Raw genomic sequence first — 17,737 nt, forward strand, 5'->3', positions numbered from 1 at the left:
CTCATCCGGTCAGCCGTTACAGCTCCTTCTTCAGATGCTTCTCGATCTGCTCAAGCGATTTGCCTTTGGTTTCCGGAAGGCACAGGAAGACAAATATCAACGAGCCGACGTTGATGGCCGCAAAGATGAAGAACGTCGGGTTGCCGATGGTATCGACTGCAATCGGGAAGGTGAATGCCACCGATGCGTTGAACAGCCATTGCATCGATACCGCTGTGCCGGTCAGCAATCCGCGCACCTGCATCGGGAACAATTCCGACATCAGCAGCCAGTAGACCGGCGAGATGCACATCTGCATGAACAGCAGGAACACCAGAATGCAGGCGAGGGCGGTGTAGCTCTGGGTCAGGTTCTGCGGCATGAATTGCAACACGCAACCCAGCGCTGCCTGCATCAGGATGACCATCACCAGTCCGGTCATCAACAAGTGCCGACGGCCATAACGGCCAATCGCCCAAATGCCGAGCAGGGTCGCGATAACCGATACCACGCCGTTGCCGATGGTGGCGGTCAGCGCGGCGTTGGTGCCCATGCCGGTATTCTTGAGAATGATCGGGGTGTAGTACATAAAGGCGTTAACGCCTGTGAGCTGCGCGGTAAAGCCCAGGCCAATGCCGATCAGCAACAACTTGATGACCCAGCCCTGACGCAGCAACTCCCTGGCTTTCGGGCGATGACGAGCCTCCTCGTCCTGCGCTTTCATCTCGTCCACTTCGCGCTGCGCATCCTGCTTGTTGGTGCGCAGTTGCTCCAGCACATCCTGCGCTTCATCGAAGCGGCCTTTGGACGCCAGCCAGCGCGGCGACGGCGGTACGAAGAATGTACCGACCAGCAGCAACACTCCCGGCACCATGGCGATGGCCAGCATGTAGCGCCAGATGCCAGGTGTGTGCAGCAGAGCGGCCATGACCGCGCTTAGAACGTAGGCGAGCAACTGGCCGCTGACGATCATCAGTTCGTTACGGCTGACCAGTCGCGCACGCCGCGACGGTCCGGCGATTTCGGCAATGAACACCGGCACCGTAGCCGAGCCGCCACCCACCGCGATACCCAGCAGGAAGCGCGCAGCGACCATGAACGGAATGGAAGGCGCAATGGCCGTGCCCAGTGCGCCAGCAATGAACAGCACCGACAACAGGCGCAAGGTCAGACGGCGTCCGAAACGGTCGGAGATGTAGCCGCTGGCAAGCGAGCCAAACGCAGCGCCGACGATCAGTGAGGCGGTGATCATTCCTTCGCTGTAGGCATCCAGGCCCAGCCCGCCCTGATCGGTGGGTAGCGTCATGAAAGGCAATGCACCGGCGATGATGCCGGTGTCATAGCCGAACGCCAGCGCACCCATGGTGGCCACGAGCACGGATATAAAAATGAGTCGATTCGGTGAAGCGCTTTGCCGACCTTGCGGATCGGCCGCTGCTGAGGTGCTACTTGAAGACATGAATCTGAAGTCCTTCGTTTGAAACCAGCGTCGCGCCAGTACGTAGATGTCAGGCTTAGGGCGATGTGTTGCGCGCTAGTTCCCTACAAACCCGGTCGGGATTGAATTCTTGAATGCGTTCTGCGTGCGAGGATGGCTGAAACGATTAACTTGATCTGGTCATAATGACCAAAATTTTCTTGATATTGGTCAATAAGACTAGGTCTTTTTGACTTAAAAATCTGCTATTCATTGATGCCAAAGCAGTTTTTATCTGGCACGCGCGTTGCTCTGACTCCAGTAACGAAACTGCTCACTCTGGAATTGATTATGCTCAGCACTGCTCATCGCGACATCATTAAAGCCACCGTACCGATCCTTGAAACAGGCGGGGAGGCACTGACCACTCATTTCTATCGCATCATGCTCAATGACTATCCTCAGGTTCGTCCGCTGTTCAATCAGGCCAACCAGGCAAATGGCGCACAGCCACGGGCGCTGGCCAATGCGGTGTTGATGTACGCGCGCAATATTGATCGCCTCGAAAACCTCGGGTCGCTGGCGGCGCAGATCGTCAACAAACATGTCGCGCTACAGATACTGCCGGAGCATTATCCGATTGTCGGTGCCTGCCTGCTGCGCGCCATTCGCGAGGTGCTGGGCGCAGAGATCGCAACGGATGCAGTGATCGATGCATGGGCTGCGGCGTATCAGCAACTGGCTGACATGCTGATCAATGCCGAGCGCGATGTGTATGAAAGCATCGCCGCAGCACCGGGTGGCTGGCGTGGCGGACGGCTGTTCAAGGTTGTTCGCAAGGTGCCGGAAAGCAGCGAGATCATGTCGTTCTACCTGCAGCCTGTTGATGGTAAACCGGTCATCGCGCACAAGCCCGGTCAGTGCATCGGTATCCGGTTGAACACCGAAGGCGGAGAAATTCGTAGAAATTACTCGCTCTCTGCGCCTGCCAACGGTGTGAGCTATCGCATCAGCGTCAAGCGAGAGCAGGGGGGCGTTGCGTCCGGCTACCTGCACGATCAGGTCGCAGTGGACGACACCGTAGAATTGTTCCCGCCCTCTGGCGAGTTCGTGCTTATCGAAGGCAGCAAACCGCTGGTACTGATCAGCGGCGGTGTCGGCATCACCCCGACGCTGGCCATTGCGGAAGCGGCGTTGCAGGCAGGTGGCCGACACGTCGTGTTTATCCACTACGCGCGTAATGCCAGCGTGCAGGCGTTCCAGGCGGTCATTGATGGCTGGCGCGAGCGATATGCGCAGTTTGCGGCGCACGTGGTTTACAGCGAAGCTACGGCCGGTGATGTACCGGCAAATACCGTGACGGGGCTTGCTTCGACGGAGCATCTGCAGCAATGGTTGCCGGAGGACACGGATGTCGAGGCCTACTTTCTTGGTCCGAAGCCGTTCATGGTGTTCATCAAGCGCGCGCTGCACGAGCTGGGTGTTCCGGACCGGCAGAGCCATTATGAGTTTTTTGGTCCGGCCGAGGCGTTGGCCTGAGCGCATTCAGATGCGCAGAAGCGCATATCTTTTGAAGCATCCCCTTAAAAAGGCTGCTTCAAGTATTTTTTGAACAGGAGGGCGCACCATGAATCTGGCCGAGCAATATCGAGCTTACATCGCCTGTCTTAACGAACGCCGCTGGCAGGATCTCGGCGATTTCGTCGACGACGATGTGCAATACAACGGCGAGCGGATCAGCGTGGTCGGCTACCGGGCGATGCTGGAAAACGACGTCAGGATTATCCCTGACCTGCGTTTCAACATCGACTTGCTGGTGGTTGAGGCGTCACAGGTTGCTGCCCGCCTGATATTCAACTGCTCGCCGCAGGGGCGATTTCTGGGGCTGGATGCGCATGGCCAGCGTATTACCTTTTCTGAAAACGTGTTCTACACATTCAGCGACGGCAAGATTGTCAGCGTCTGGTCGGTCATTGATAAAGCCGCAGTGGAGCGAGAACTTCGTGGCGAGCCAGCGGCCGGCTCCAGTGACAGAGGCGCCTGAAATTTTCATCGGTGCCTAGCTCATCAGCGCAGTCTTTCCGGCACGCTCGTCGAAGTAACAGCATTTCAGGGCACTCCCCGGTGGCAGCGCAGTCTTTTCTAGACACTTTCACCCCGCGGAGCCCGACATGATCACTGTCCACCACCTGAACAACTCACGTTCGCAGCGCATTTTGTGGCTGCTTGAAGAGCTCGACCTGCCCTACGAGATCAAGCGTTATCAGCGCGACCCGAAAAGCAATCTTGCGCCGCCTGAACTCAAGGCTGTCCATCCGCTGGGCAAATCACCGGTTATTGAAGATGGCCCTCATGTTGTCATCGAGTCAGGTGCCATTGTCGATTACCTGATCCGCCGTCATGGCGATGGCCGACTACAACCGGACCCTGCCAGCGCTACCTACGATGAGTACGTGCAATGGCTGCATTTCGCGGAAGGCTCGGCCATTCTCCCGCTGATGCTCAACCTGTACGTAGGACGTCTGGGTGACGCTGGCGCACCGCTGCATCCGCGAATCCAGTCAGAGCTGGCCAATTATCTGGGTTACCTGAACGACTCTCTGGGGTTGACGCCTTATCTGTTGGGAGAAGATCTGAGTGGCGCGGATATTCAGATGAGCTTCATTGGCGAATTCGCCAAGGCTCAGGAAATGCTGCAGCCGTACCCGAATGTGACGGCGTGGGTTGAAAGACTGCAGAGCAGGCCTGCGTACCGCAAGGCTTTGGAGCAGGGTGGGGAATATTCTTTCGCCAAGTAACCGCCATGCCTGAGGCGCTGGCGCCGCGCATAGTCACGAGAAGTGTTCTCCCGGACACCTCTCGTTCCCATGCTCCAGCGTGGGAACGCAGTTCTCGACGCTCTGCGTCGCAAGAGGACGCAGAGCGTCCAGAAAGGCATGCGACGCAGAGCGCCGCACGATAGTTGCGGTTATCGTTCCGCACGCTCTGCGTCGCCAAGGCGCGTACGTTGCTGGTCAGCCTTCGGACAGGCTTACCGAATCCTGATCCGCTTCGGCCGCCAGCTTCAAGCGGTCGGCCTTGCTGATGTATTTGGCCTTGCTCTGCGGGGCCAGTTTTGCGCTGGCCTTTTTTGCGTGGGCTTTCAGTAGCTGCTGTATTTTTTTACGACGATTCATGCTCTTCAACTCGCTTGCAGATGCGTGGATGATACCAGCTGGAATATCTGCTCATACACGCGTCGATTACCCTACGTTTCCAACCATCTGCCACAGCGACGCCCCGACACCGGTGATGCTCTCTCCGGCAATCAGGCCTGCCGCTGCGGTAATGGCGAAGCGTTCTGTAAGGGACGGCCAGCGACAGTTCACCAGCCAGGTAAGCACCGCGCCAAGGGCCATCATCAGAGATACTGAGGCTGGCAGGACAAAAGCCAGGCCCAGGGCGGCGGCGCTCGGCATGTACCGGGTGCGATGGGCGGGTAACGTGCTGTCGAGGATGCCCAGCAACAACCCCGCCAGCCCGCCGATGAAAATTGCCCAGCGGATACTCGCTGACAATGAATCCAGGCCGTGGGTCAGCGTTTGCGCGACGGCTTTCCAGGTGGCCACCGCCGGGGCGGGCCATTCCTCGGTAAGCAGCATCGATTGCGGGTCCGGGATCAGCGCCATGTAAGCCAGGACGCCGACGATGCTGCCGACGAAAATCCCCAGTGTCTGGGCGATCAACTGTTTACGCGGCGTGGCACCAATCGCCCGGCCGACCTTGAAGTCGTTCATCAGGTCCGTGCATTGCCCGGCAGAACCTCCGGCCGTGTTGGCGCTCATCAAGTTGATCGGCACCTGCCCGGGCGCGACGATGCCGAAGCTCAGTTGGGATAACTGCCCGATTGCCCCAATGGGAGGAATGCCGGTGGCACCGACCACTCGAGCCGCCACGGCCGCCAGGCAGATTGCCAGGGGAATGGTCAGCAACGCCATCCACAGGTTAATGCCGAACAACAGCGCCTGCAGGCTAACGACCAATATGATCGCCAGTACGAAACCGGCGGCAGGCCCTGCCTTTGGCATTGACCACGTCGTCCCGCCACTGGCTCTGGTGGATTTGTGCAGTGCCCACAAACGAATCGCCAGTGAAGCCAGGGTCGAGCAGACCATCAGGCTTACACCCGGCCACAGCAACCATTCCACCAGTGCTGCGAACTGCGGGCCGCTGCTGTCGGCCGGTAATATCACCAGCCCCTGTTCCAGCAGCCACGGCCCCACGCCGCCCCAGGCCAGCAGAGCACCGAGCAGCAGGGTAATGCCGACGCGAATGCCGATAATTGCGCCAAACCCCACCAGCAGCAGCGAAGGGTCGGCGGTAAAGGTCAGACGCTCCAGGTGAGCGCTCGGCGACCAGCGCGGGAAGGCCCATATGAACGTGTCGACCCACTTGGCCAGCGCAGACAGCAACGCGGTGCTGAGCAGCACCTTCAAGCGTATTGCGGCTTCGCGCCCATGGTTGTAGATGTGTAGCAGGGTTTCCAGAGTGGCCATGCCTTCGGGAAACTTCAGCGACTTGTCGTTGAGCAGTGATGGACGCAAGTACCAGGCAATCCAGATCCCCAGAAAGCTCACCGAAAAGACCCAAGCGATCATCGGGATGGCGTCCAATTGCTGGCCTGTCAGCAAGGTATAAGCCGGAATCGGCGCGACCAGCCCGCCGGAAATGATCGACGCAGCGGCCGAGGCGACCGTCTGATTGATGTTGCTCTCATGCAGCGTCCACGGCAGCTGCCCGGAGGCGCGCTTCGACAGCCCTTGCCAGATCGCATAACCGATCAACAGCGCAATGATCGACATGTTGAACGACCAGCCGATCTTCAAACCGGCGTACACATTGGAAGGTGTCAACAGGATACCGAGCACGACCCCGGTAATGACCGCGCGCAGACTAAGTTCACGCTCGACAGGACTGGCAAGAGGGATCGATGGCGAGGTTGAAAGCATGCGAGTTCCTTTCGGCAATGAGACAAGGCAACCTATAAAGTGAGCGTCATATCGGCCGAAGGTTCATATGGCAGGCTTCGTTGTGGAGTGGCGTTAAGGCATCCGTTTGTCCCGATCTTTGCCGACCGGCTACGCAGGGTGCCTGTTGCGGGAGCATCAGAAATCAGACTCTTGGAAGGACATCGCCACGCGCCCTCTGATGAATTACAGGCGGTGAACCAGAATATCCAGCCCCTCGTCAGTGTGTGGAGTCTGGAAGTAGCGCGTGATCAGCCTGAACTCCGCATCTGTAGCCGCAAATTCATGCTCTGCTGTTTCGTTACGAGCATGCAGTCTGGCAAGGCAAATATCATCTTCCACATCGAGATAGTGCAGTCGATGCTTAACCTGAGCGTCTTCAGCCAGGCTGCGAAGCCATTGGCGGTCTGCAAGCGTATTGGCTGGGAAATCCAGAACCACGCACATGCCGGACTTCAGCATGTCGATGACCAGAGGGCCGATGATGTCGCGAATCCGATGGGCCAGACGCACGTAGTCCGCCACTGATTTGATCTCGTCAGGGTAGAGCCGAGAGAGCCATTGATCTTCACTGAGCAGGATCGCTGAATGCTCGGTCGCGATTGATTTTGCCAGTGTCGATTTACCGGATGCGATCTTGCCGCACAGCAGGTGAAGTTTCGTGGCGAGCATCAAGGCGTGTCCCTTTTCCAGTCGTAAGGTGTGCATTCCTGAGCAGAGGCGAGGCCGTGACCCTGCGGGAGCCTCTCAGCCAAGCACATTCAGCGCATCATTGAAATGGCACTCGCGATCGTCACCGCAACATGCGCGTCATTCTAGTCGCATAACCCTGCGGCAATCATCCTGCGCACGGCGCGGGCAATATCTTGCGTCGCCTGCCCGGTCTGCTCGCCTGGCAACTGATCGAACATATGCGGCACGCCTGGATAGACGTGCATTTCAACAGGCACTCCCGAACGCGACAGGGTCAGTGCGAATGCCAGGTCCTCTTCAAGAAACAGATCGAGTGCGCCAACGCAGATGAAAGTGGGCGGCAGATCGCTCAGGTCGGTGGCCAGTGCGGGCGAGAACAGGGTCTTGCGATCATCGTCCAGTGCGTAGGCACCGCGCAGGCTTTCCCAGCAAAAATGATTGGCCTGGCGCGACCAGCTGAAAGTGCCGGTAGTCGGGTTGGCTGGCGGAGCGTCAGGCGCGCCAGTGCGGTGATCGAGCATGGGGTAGATCAGCACCAGACCGGCGATTGTCCGCAGCCCTTTGTTTCTTGCCAGCAGAGCGAGCGCGGCAGCAAGCCCGCCGCCGGCGCTGTGGCCCATGATCACCAGGTTACCGGTGTTCATGCTCAGCGTCGGCCCGTGGTTGAATATCCACTCCAGCGCTGCGTAACAGTCTTCCAGCGGGATCGGGAATGGATGCTCGGGGGCGAGCCGATAATCGACAGCGACGATGATTGCCTTGAGCTCGACGGCTAGCTCTGCGAGGTAATCATCGGCCATCTCCGGGCTGCCCAGAACAAAGCCGCCACCGTGGATATACAGGATGACGGGGAGTCCAGAGTGAGAGAGCGAAAGGTCCGGACGATAAAGACATAACCTGACGCCGTTGTCCGAATCGGAGGAAGTCCAGTGTTGCTCGCCGCGCTTGGTGGCGGCGGTTGCCCATGAGGCGCTGACGCGAGCCCTGATGTCGGCAAGGGTGTGCAGCGTCCAGTTGCTCGACGGCTCGTCCATGAACCAACGATAGGCCGGGTCCAGTAATTCATCGGCGTTCAATACGTGCTCCCGAGGCGCAGGGAAATAAGCCCCTGCGCCTGTCAGTGCTTAAAGCCACGCCTTGATTTGCGTACAGACGGCGGGCGTGGAAATGCCATAACGATCATGCAGTGTAGGCAGCGCTCCAGCGTCGAGAAAAGCGTCCGGCAGGGCGATCTGCCTGAAGGTCGGTGTAACGCCATTGCGCAGCAACACCGTCGCCACTGCTTCGCCCAGCCCGCCGATAATCGAGTGGTTTTCGGCGGTCACCACCAGACGGCCCGGTTTTCTGGCTTCCGCCAGAATGGTCTGCTCGTCCAGCGGCTTGATGGTCGGCACGTGCAGCACCGCAACATCGATACCGTCGGCCTGGAGTGCCTTGGCCGCCTCCAGGGCACGCATGGTCATCAGGCCGGTGGAGATGATCAGCACGTCGTTGCCGGTGCGCAGGGTCTTGGCTTTGCCGATCTCGAATGTGTAACCGTATTCGTCCAGCACCAAGGGCACGTTACCGCGCAGCAGGCGCATGTACACCGGGCCCTGATGCGCTGCGATCGCAGGGACCGCCTGTTCTATTTCCAGCGCGTCGCAGGGGTCGACGATCATCAGGTTGGGCATGGCGCGAAAGATCGCCAGGTCATCGGTGGCCTGATGGCTGGGGCCGTAGCCGGTGGTCAGGCCCGGCAGGCCGCAGACGATTTTGACGTTGAGGTTGTCCTCGGCAATCGCCATACAGATGAAGTCGTAGGCGCGACGCGAGGCGAACACCGCATAAGTGGTCGCAAACGGTACGAAGCCTTCCCGAGCCATGCCCGCAGCCGCGCTCATCAGCAACTGTTCGGCCATGCCCATTTGGTAGAAACGTTCAGGGTGCGCTTTGGCGAAGATATGCAGGTCGGTGTATTTCGACAGGTCAGCCGACAGCCCGACGATATCCTGACGTTGCTCCGCGAGCGCCGCCAATGCATGACCGAACGGAGCCGGGCGGGTGGCCTGACCCTCGGAGGCGATGGACGCGATCATCGCCGAGGTAGTGAGTTTTTTCTTCGGGGCAACGGACGGAGCCGAGGTGTTATTGGCAGAGCTCATACGGTTTTCCCCTCGTCGAGGTTGTTCAGTGCGACGTCCCATTCGTGCTCATCCACGCGGATGAAGTGGGTCTTTTCACGGGTTTCCAGAAACGCCACGCCCTTGCCCATTTTCGTGTCGCAGATGATGACCCTGGGCTGAGCGCCGACGTGTTGGCGGGCCGCGTCGAAGGCTGCGACCAGTGCGTTCAAGTCGTTGCCGTCGACGCGCTGGGTAAACCAGCCAAACGCCTGCCAGCGATCCACGATGGGTTCGAAAGCTAGCACTTCACTGGAGTGGCCATCGGCCTGCTGGTTATTCACATCGACGATCGCGATCAGGTTGTCCAGTTTCCAGTGCGAGGCGGACATGGCCGCTTCCCAGGTCGAGCCTTCGTTCAGCTCGCCGTCCGACAGCAGGTTGTAAACGAAAGATCTTGAGGCCTTGCGCTTCAGCCCCAGGCAGGCACCTACCGCAATGCCCAGACCATGACCTAGCGAACCGCCGGTTATTTCCATTCCGGGGGTGTAAGTCGCCATCCCGGACATGGGCAAACGGCTGTCATCCGAGCCGTAGGTTTCCAGTTCATCGAGCGGGACGATTTCCGCCTCTATCAATGCCGCGTACAGCGCAATGGCATAGTGGCCGATCGACAGATAAAAGCGGTCGCGCTGCTCCCATTCAGGGTCTTCAGGCCGATAGTTCAGCGCGTGAAAATAGGACACGGCGAGCAGGTCCGCAGCGCCCAGTGCCTGTCCGACATAACCCTGGCCCTGAACCTGGCCCATGCGTAATGCGTGCCGGCGAATGTTATGGGCACGCTGCGCCAGCGAGGTTGAAGGCGCAGATAAAGTAGTGGCTGTCATGGTGATTACTCCGTTGACTCAACGATTGACCGAGGCGGCAGGGATGCGCAGCACCAGATAGGCGCCGATGAACAGCACGCCGGTAATCAGGTACATGCCGATGGCGCTTGAGCCGGTCGTGGTGGTGATCCAGCCGATCAGGTAGGGCGAACAGAAGCCCGCGAGATTGGCGAAGCTGTTGATCCCGGCAATCCCGGCGGCCGCCGATACTCCGCCCAGCAGCGTGGTAGGCAGCATCCAGAACATGGAGGACGCCGAAAGAATGCCCGCAGCGGCGATGCACAGGCTGAGCACCGACAGCAGCAGATTGCCGCCGAACAGCGCTGCCAGGCTTAACCCCAGAGCGCCTGCGATCATCGGGCCTACCAGGTGCCAGCGGCGTTCTCGATGCTTGTCGCCGCTGCGCCCCATCAGCAGCATCACGACGATTGCGCACAGGTAGGGAAGGCTGGTCATCAGGCCGATGTGCAGCGGGTCGGAAACGCCTGCGTTGCGAATCAGCGTCGGCAGCCAGAAGGTGATCGCGTACTGGCCCATCACCACGCAAAAGTAGATGCACGCCAGCAGCCACAGACGCTTGTCGCGAATGAAGGCGCCTACCGACGCGTGTACTACTTTCTGGCTGTTGTCCTCTTGCAGTTCCTTGTTGACCAATTCCTTTTCTTCAGCAGACAGCCATGTCGCCTGATGCACGCCATCCTTCAGATAGCTCAGTACCAACAAGCCGACGATCACCGTCGGGATCGCTTCAAGGACGAACATCCATTGCCAGCCGGCCCAGCCATGAACGCCTGCGAAGCGGGTCATGATGTAGCCCGACAGCGGACCGCCGATCATGCCGGACAGCGGGATGGCGATGAACCAGAGCACGGTCATGCGCGCGCGGCGATAAGAGGGGAACCAGTACGTCAGGTACAGCAGCAGGCCCGGTGCCAGACCGGCTTCCGCCACGCCGAGCAGAAAGCGCAGGGCATAGAACTGCCAGGCGGTTTCGACAAAGGCGAAGAGGGCGGAAATGATGCCCCAGGAGATCATGATGCGGGCGATCCAGCGTCTTGCCCCGACGCGATGAAGGATCAGGTTGCTGGGCACTTCGCAGAGGAAATAGCCGATGAAGAACATGCCGGCACCGAGGCCGTAGACGGTCTCGCTGAACGACAGGTCGTTCATCATCTGCAGCTTGGCGAAGCCGACATTGACACGGTCCAGGTACGCGCACAGGTAGCACAGCATCAGGAACGGCATCAGTCGCCAGGCGGTCTTGCGGTAGGCATTGGCGCGCGTGGTCGACACCGCGTCGAGGGTCATGGTGGTTATCATAATGGTCTGATCTCTTGTTTTTATAGACCGCCAGGCATTCGCCCGGCGTATCGTCGATCCAGAACAAACACGGGCTGTTTGCCAGCCCGTCCACACGCGGTCAGTGAATCAGCATGCCGCCGTTCACATCCAGCGTGATACCGGTGAGATAGGACGACAGGTCGCTGGCCAGAAACAGCGCGGCGTTGGCCACGTCCTGCGCTGCGCCCAGGCGGCCTAGCGGAATGCCGTCGATGATCGCGTGGCGTCGCTCATCCTGCATCAGACCGCCGGTGATATCGGTATGAATCAGGCCGGGGGCGATGGAATTGACACGCACCTGATCCGGCCCGAATTCACGTGCCATCGCCTTGCCCAGCCCCAGCACGCCTGCTTTCGCTGCGCTGTAGTGAGGGCCACCGAAAATGCCCCCGCCACGCTGGGCGGAAACCGAAGACATGCAGACGATGCTGCCCGAGGATTGGGCGCGCATGGTCGGGATCACCGCTTGCGACATGAGCAGAGTGCCGCGCAGGCTGACGTCGAGCACCTTGTCGTAATCGCCAGGGCGGATGTCCAGAGTCTTGATGGGCTGTGTGATACCCGCGTTATTCACCAGAATGTCAATGCGACCGTAGTGCGCGATGATTTTGCTGACGGCTTCGTGAACCTGTTTTTCATCGGCGACGTTGGCTGCCAGGCCCAAGTGGCCTTCACCCAACGCGGCAGCGGCATCTCGTGCAGCGGATTCGTCCAGATCGATAATGACCACGCGTGCACCATGGCGGGCGAACGTGACCGCGGTTGCGCGACCGATACCGCGCTCCGACGCCGCGCCGGTGATGACTGCGATTTTGCCTTGAAGAAGCATGAGGTTTACCTCTGATTATTGTTGTTGGGTTCAATTCGGGTGATCGATGACTTCAGAGTGTTCCCGGTGCCGGTTCTGAGCAATGCCGCAAAAATCACTGGGTGCTGAAAAAAATTCACCTCTCGTCAATCCGCAGTACCAGTGGTTGAATGCATGAAACTCGAATAATCGGACACATCGGAGTGTTCATGCAGCCTGATGACGATGCACCTCTGAGCCTGCCACCGCTGAAAGCGCTTCAGGCCTTCGAACAGACTGCCCGCTTCGGCAATCTGGCCAGAGCAGCCGAGGTCCTGGACCTGACACCCTCGGCAGTCAGTCACCAACTGGCCAGACTGGAGGCTTTGATCGGACGGCAATTGTTCGTCCGGGCCGCGCGCGGTGTCACGCTCACGCCGGTCGGCGAGCAGTATCTGAAAGATGTCTCGGGGGTGTTGCACAGCCTTGCCGTCGCGACCGAACGTGCGGCAAGCGATGTCAGTCTCGATTGCTTGCGCCTGCATTCCGCGCCCAGTTTCGGGCTGCTCTGGCTAATGCCGAGGCTGGAGGCGTTTCGGGTAAGCCACCCGGATATCCAGATCAACCTGTCGTGCTCTTATGAGTCGCTGCATTTCAGCCGGGACAAAATCGATGTCGATATCCGTCATGGCAGGCCAAACTGGCCGAGCTACGAAGTGCGCACCCTGCGTGACGAGAAGTTCGCTGTGCTGGCGTCTCCGCAACTGCTGGCGCGTCGCCCGGTGCACAGCGCAGCGGACTTGCTCGACCGCGAATTGATTCTCTCCGAAGCCACGTTGCTCAAATGGCCCGAATGGTTTGCCCGGCATGGACTGGCTCGCCCGGAAAAGCCTTATGCGCTGAGTTTCGACCGTTCGTACATGACGCTGGAAGCCGCCAGTCACGGCTTGGGTTTTGCGCTGGAAAGCACCTTGCTGGCGCAAAAGTATCTGGGCACTGGCGAACTGATCGAAGTTGCGCCTCAAGAATTGACTGCACCGGTTGCAGCGCATCATCTGGTCTTTCCCAAGGCCCATTCCGGCTTCCCCAGAGTCAGAAGATTTCTTGAATGGATGGAGCATGAGTTAGGGCAGGGGTTTGTGTTTTGAGCCGCCCCGCTTATGTTTTAGCCTCTTTGCCAAGCGTGAGCATGGCATAGGGCATGGCCTCATTCTCATGCGGTCTGAATAAGCCTCACCATGGAGATGTCATCATTTATGGAAAATAAACTGGTTTCCAGGACCGCAGTCGTTACCGGCGCGGCTCAAGGCATCGGTGCCGCCATTGCAAGACTCTTTGTGCAACAAGATCGCGCCTGCGAAAGACAGTTTTTACCGATTCTGTTGAATAAGTCGTCGACCAATGATCAGCCCGTTTGAGAAAACCAGTTTTTTCAACACAGCCGGCCCAAAGCTGCCCTTCGCGGGGAAAAAAATCATGGCTAAGTGCTACCGGTCGCAAAATACCGCAGCGGTGATGCTTGATAATCGTTTTTCTGAGAGACTGAAATTCGACAATTGTGAAAAGAGAGGCGCGCTTCAGTCTCTCTTTTACTCCTTCAATTTGAACCACGCCGCGGAACAGGATTCTGCGGCCGTTGGGAGATCCGTTTGCTTAATGTCCCCAAGGATCTGATCGGTGATGACCGCCTGTCTCATATGCTGAGTGCCAGCGAGAGACTGACCTGTGCGGCCTCGGTGGAGGAGGTCGTCGCTGTGTTGAGGGACACGGCGCGCGCTGCGGTAGGCGCGGAGGGCATTGCGGTCGTCATTGAAAATGAAGGCCGCTGTTCTTATGTAGCCGAAGATGCGGTCTCTCCCCTTTGGCAAGGACAGAGCTTCCTGATTGACCATTGTGTATCTGGTTGGACGATGCGTCATGGTGAGACGGTTGCGATCCGTGACGTTTGGCTCGATCCACGCATCCCGCAGGACGCTTACGCGCCGACCTTTGTCCGAAGCCTCGTGATGGTGCCCATCGGTAGACCTGTTCCGTTCTCGGCGCTTGGCGCTTACTGGTCCGATGTTCGCGATCATGATCCCGATACGATCAAACTGTTGGAAAGTCTGGCGCGACTGGCAACCATCGCAATCGAGAATGCGCGCCTGACCCAGGCACGCAATCGCGGGGCGGCACTAAGGACCACTCAGAATCGAATCCTGGAGCTGGCTGTAGAAGTAACAACCCTGAACGTTACCCTGGATGCAATCGTCCGCGAAGTGGAAGCGCTGTCAACGTCGGGATTCGTGGGGAGCATCGTGCTCCTGGATGAAGACATGGAGCACGTGGAGCATTGTGCCGGCCCGAGTCTGCCTGACGCTTACACTGACGCTCTCAAAGCCATTGCTGTCGCCCCGTTCCTGTGCTATCAGAGCGCATTAATGGCAGTGGCCGACATCATGATCGACCCACGCTGGAGCGAGTTTCGTGATCTGGCCGTCGGACATGGGCTGCTCGTCTGCTGGTCGGTTCCTATCCGTTCGGCGCAGGGCGCACTGCTCGGTGCGTTCGTCCTGTACCACCGTGAGCTGCGTGAGCCATTGCCAGCGGATATTGAGATCATCAACTTCGTGGCTCATACGGTCGGACTGATTGTTCACCGTGCACGAACGGATTCCGCGATCCGTATCAGCGAGTCGAGATTGCGTCTTGCCGTCGACCACGCCGATGTGGGTTTCTGGGACGTGGATTTGGTTCATGACACGCTGGTTTGGCCTTCACAAACCAAGGCGATGTTCGGCATCTCGGCTAACGTGAAAGTCACGTTGCAAGATTTTTATGATGGTTTGCACCCTGAGGATCGTGATGCGACGATCGACGCCTTCCTGGCGGCCGCAGATCCAGAGCGTCGCGCGCTCTACGAGGTCGACTACCGCACGGTTGGCCGAGAGGACGGCGTCGTTCGCTGGATCGCGGCAAAGGGGCGCGGGGTGTTCAATGCAGCCGGTGTCTGTTTGCGCGTCACCGGCACCGCAATCGAAATCACTGCTCGCAAGGCCGCCGAGGAGGAGTTGAGGGAGCTTAACGACACCCTTGAAAGGCGAATTGTCCAGGCCATCGCCGAGCGCGAGGAGGTCCAGCAGACGCTGCGCCAGAGCCAGAAGATGGAAGCAATGGGGCAGCTTACCGGCGGCGTTGCGCATGACTTCAATAACCTTCTCACGCCCATTGTGGGTACGCTCGATCTGCTCCTGCGACGTGGCGTGGGTGGCGATCGAGAGCAACGTCTCATCTCGGGCGCAATGCAATCGGCGGAGCGTGCCAAGACGCTGGTACAGAGACTGCTAGCTTTCGCGCGCCGTCAGCCTTTGCAGACGGTTCCGGTCGATGTGGCCAAATTGCTGAGCGATATGGGCGATCTGGTGGCCAGAACGGCCGGGCCGAAAATCAAAGTTGTCGTCGACGCTCCAGAAAATCTGCCCGCTGCCATTGCCGATCAAAACCAGCTGGAGATGGCTGTTCTCAACCTTTCCGTGAACGCGCGTGACGCGATGATCGGGGGCGGCACGCTGTGCATATCTGCCGGCACGGTGCTGGTCGGCGATGGGCATCGTTCGAAGCTGCCGAAAGGCGAATACCTCTGTTTAACCGTCGCAGATACGGGCACTGGCATGGATGCTGTCACGCTTGGCCGAGCGGTGGAGCCATTCTTCTCCACAAAGGGTGTCGGCAAAGGGACTGGTCTGGGTCTTTCGATGGTGCATGGGCTGGCATCACAATTGAACGGTGCTCTCACGATTCAGAGTTCGCCAGGTTTCGGGACGAAAGTGGAGCTGTGGTTGCCGCGCAGCATGACCGTGCCAGCAGCGGCTTTGCACATTGTCGAGGCGTCAGAGCCGCAATTGACGCGCGGGATCGCGCTGCTGGTCGACGATGAGGAACTGGTACGGGCAAGCACCTGTTACATGCTGGCCGAGCTGGGTTACCGCGTGATCGAGGCCGGGTCAGGTGAAGAGGCCATGCAACTGATAGCCAACGGGCAGGCATTTGATCTGCTGATCACTGACCACCTCATGCCGGGTATCAACGGGACCGATCTGGCCCGAGTGGTCCGCTCCTCAAGGCCTGGAACCGCGGTTCTTCTGGTCTCCGGGTATGCCGAACGTGAGGGCCTTGATCCGGATCTTCCGCGGCTCACAAAGCCGTTTCGCAAAAGCGAACTTGCAGCATGCCTTGCCCCGCTTCACGGCAAGGGCGGCGGCCCCGCGTCAGAAGCTTATGGCTTGGCACCCTGACCTTCGCCAGAGCACGGGGTGAAGGCCGTCGTTCCTGTCAGCTCGGCTTTGGCAGTCAATGATGTGCCGCTCATCCCAGGCTACGGCCTCACACCTGCCGACGGGATGATCATCGACGCTACGCCTCTAAACCTCCTTGGGCTGTGAAAATTTGCAGGGTTGGCCGCTAGCGCTTATATCCGCCCCTCAAACGGCCAGCCGATGCGCTTTCCAAGCATCACCGTCCTCGCTTTGCGAGCCTGTCCACAGCAGCTGCTTTTCCGGCGCACTAAACATCGAACGCAGGTTTTTTTCGATGGTGTTGCACAAGTCTTCCATGCGAATCCGGTGCTGACTGCTGCCGAAGGGCGCTTGCAGGTCGGTGCCGATACGGTCCATTGCCAGTAGGAGGCAGCCGACTACTGTGGATATCGCCGGGGTGAACCAGCCCAGGGTGGTTACCATGCTCAGTGGCATGATGACGCAGAACAAGGTGCTGAACAGCCTCGGAAAATAGACGTACGGGTAGGGCAGAGGTGTGTTGGCGATGCGTTCCATGCCGCCCTGGCAGTTGGACAGTTCGACCATGGTCGACTCCAGTCGCGCCAGACGAATGCTGTCGATGCGTCCCGCTGCAAACTCTTCGGAGATGATGGCCGCCGAGCCGTTCAGAATGTCATTGGGAAAGTTATTGCTATCAGAGGCCCGACGAATTTCGGCGTCCGACAACAGTCCGTCGAGTTTTGCGGTGCCGACATCGCCTTTGAGATGGGCCCGCAGTGCCCGCAGGTAGGCCACGTGGCGATGAAACAGCACTTCTTTCACCGGGTTGTTGCGATCATCGGTATTACCTTCAATCAAGGTAATCACCTGGCGGCCATAGCTGCGTGAGCTATTGACCATCGCGCCCCACAACGTACGCGCTTCCCACCAGCGGTTGTAGGCACTTGTGTTGCGAAAGCTGATCAGCACGATCAATGCCGAGCAAAGCAGCGTGAGAGGCATCAGCGGGAAATCGATGCCCTTGCCTTCGATCAGCATGACATCCATGGTCACGGCCAGGTCCCAGAGCAGAAGCCAGAACAGCGACCAGCCAACATAGGTCACTGTTCTGCTGATGCACCGCCATTTTTTTTCGAAAAGACCCGTCATTACGGCACTCCCTTGCTGGGTTGGAAAAAGGCTGTGCATGTTCATTGAACACGCTATGCCGCGAACTTACGCCGCTTGCCTTAAAGCCCGCTTAATTTCCAGGTGCGTAATCTTCAACAC

16 protein-coding genes are annotated in these 17,737 nt (G+C 58.8%); 6 read left to right on the forward strand and 10 right to left on the reverse strand.

Annotated elements, in window-relative coordinates:
* Window positions 1–16: 16 nt before the first annotated feature.
* A complete protein-coding gene (locus tag RYA97_RS20800; RefSeq protein ID WP_002552378.1) occupies window positions 17–1,438 on the reverse strand; it encodes a sugar porter family MFS transporter in 1,422 nt (473 codons plus the stop codon).
* A gap of 309 nt (window positions 1,439–1,747) precedes the next feature.
* Here RYA97_RS20800 and hmpA point away from each other — a divergent pair, with 309 nt between their 5' ends.
* The 3 genes from hmpA (at window position 1,748) to RYA97_RS20815 (ending at window position 4,194) form a co-directional block, all read left to right on the forward strand.
* Window positions 1,748–2,935, forward strand: a complete 1,188-nt coding sequence (hmpA, locus tag RYA97_RS20805; protein ID WP_057405392.1) for an NO-inducible flavohemoprotein — start codon at window positions 1,748–1,750, stop codon at window positions 2,933–2,935.
* An 88-nt stretch (window positions 2,936–3,023) separates the two neighbouring features.
* Window positions 3,024–3,440, forward strand: coding sequence for an ester cyclase (locus RYA97_RS20810; protein WP_057405393.1), 417 nt, complete (start codon window positions 3,024–3,026; stop codon window positions 3,438–3,440).
* Window positions 3,441–3,567: 127 nt separating this feature from the next.
* On the forward strand, window positions 3,568–4,194 hold the full coding sequence (locus RYA97_RS20815) for a glutathione S-transferase family protein (protein WP_057405394.1): 627 nt from the start codon (window positions 3,568–3,570) through the stop codon (window positions 4,192–4,194).
* A 216-nt stretch (window positions 4,195–4,410) separates the two neighbouring features.
* On the opposite strand, the gene RYA97_RS20820 is transcribed toward RYA97_RS20815, so the two are convergent.
* From RYA97_RS20820 to RYA97_RS20855, 8 genes are all read right to left on the reverse strand, one after another.
* Window positions 4,411–4,572, reverse strand: a complete 162-nt coding sequence (locus RYA97_RS20820) for a DUF2986 domain-containing protein (protein ID WP_004656149.1) — start codon at window positions 4,570–4,572, stop codon at window positions 4,411–4,413.
* Window positions 4,573–4,638: 66 nt separating this feature from the next.
* Entirely contained in the window at window positions 4,639–6,384 is a 1,746-nt protein-coding gene (locus RYA97_RS20825; RefSeq protein WP_057405395.1) for an OPT family oligopeptide transporter, read from the reverse strand.
* 204 nt (window positions 6,385–6,588) lie between these two features.
* Window positions 6,589–7,074, reverse strand: coding sequence for an AAA family ATPase (locus RYA97_RS20830; protein ID WP_005743279.1), 486 nt, complete (start codon window positions 7,072–7,074; stop codon window positions 6,589–6,591).
* 143 nt (window positions 7,075–7,217) lie between these two features.
* Window positions 7,218–8,171 (reverse strand): alpha/beta hydrolase, encoded by a 954-nt coding sequence (locus RYA97_RS20835; protein WP_010201869.1) that lies wholly within the window; start codon window positions 8,169–8,171, stop codon window positions 7,218–7,220.
* A 48-nt stretch (window positions 8,172–8,219) separates the two neighbouring features.
* Window positions 8,220–9,239 carry a transketolase family protein gene (locus RYA97_RS20840; protein WP_005743282.1) on the reverse strand — a complete coding sequence of 340 codons (1,020 nt, stop codon included), beginning with the start codon at window positions 9,237–9,239 and terminating at the stop codon, window positions 8,220–8,222.
* On the reverse strand, window positions 9,236–10,084 hold the full coding sequence (locus RYA97_RS20845; RefSeq protein ID WP_005743283.1) for a transketolase: 849 nt from the start codon (window positions 10,082–10,084) through the stop codon (window positions 9,236–9,238). The genes RYA97_RS20840 and RYA97_RS20845 overlap by 4 nt, the downstream gene beginning before the upstream one ends.
* Window positions 10,085–10,102: 18 nt before the next feature.
* On the reverse strand, window positions 10,103–11,404 hold the full coding sequence (locus RYA97_RS20850; protein WP_005778230.1) for an MFS transporter: 1,302 nt from the start codon (window positions 11,402–11,404) through the stop codon (window positions 10,103–10,105).
* A gap of 100 nt (window positions 11,405–11,504) precedes the next feature.
* Complete coding sequence (locus RYA97_RS20855) at window positions 11,505–12,254, reverse strand: SDR family NAD(P)-dependent oxidoreductase (protein ID WP_004656170.1); 750 nt, start codon at window positions 12,252–12,254, stop codon at window positions 11,505–11,507.
* Between the two features lie 188 nt (window positions 12,255–12,442).
* Between RYA97_RS20855 and RYA97_RS20860 the strand changes: the two genes are divergently transcribed.
* From RYA97_RS20860 to RYA97_RS20870, 3 genes are all read left to right on the forward strand, one after another.
* Window positions 12,443–13,360, forward strand: coding sequence for a LysR substrate-binding domain-containing protein (locus RYA97_RS20860; protein WP_005735171.1), 918 nt, complete (start codon window positions 12,443–12,445; stop codon window positions 13,358–13,360).
* A 108-nt stretch (window positions 13,361–13,468) separates the two neighbouring features.
* Complete coding sequence (locus tag RYA97_RS20865; protein ID WP_316886467.1) at window positions 13,469–13,630, forward strand: hypothetical protein; 162 nt, start codon at window positions 13,469–13,471, stop codon at window positions 13,628–13,630.
* A 336-nt stretch (window positions 13,631–13,966) separates the two neighbouring features.
* Complete coding sequence (locus tag RYA97_RS20870; RefSeq protein WP_410478512.1) at window positions 13,967–16,486, forward strand: ATP-binding protein; 2,520 nt, start codon at window positions 13,967–13,969, stop codon at window positions 16,484–16,486.
* Window positions 16,487–16,672: 186 nt separating this feature from the next.
* On the opposite strand, the gene RYA97_RS20875 is transcribed toward RYA97_RS20870, so the two are convergent.
* Window positions 16,673–17,617 carry a bestrophin family protein gene (locus tag RYA97_RS20875; protein WP_316886468.1) on the reverse strand — a complete coding sequence of 315 codons (945 nt, stop codon included), beginning with the start codon at window positions 17,615–17,617 and terminating at the stop codon, window positions 16,673–16,675.
* Between the last annotated feature and the right edge of the window lie 120 nt (window positions 17,618–17,737).

Source organism: Pseudomonas syringae group sp. 26L6 (assembly GCF_032587815.1).
Classification (GTDB): domain Bacteria; phylum Pseudomonadota; class Gammaproteobacteria; order Pseudomonadales; family Pseudomonadaceae; genus Aquipseudomonas; species Aquipseudomonas amygdali.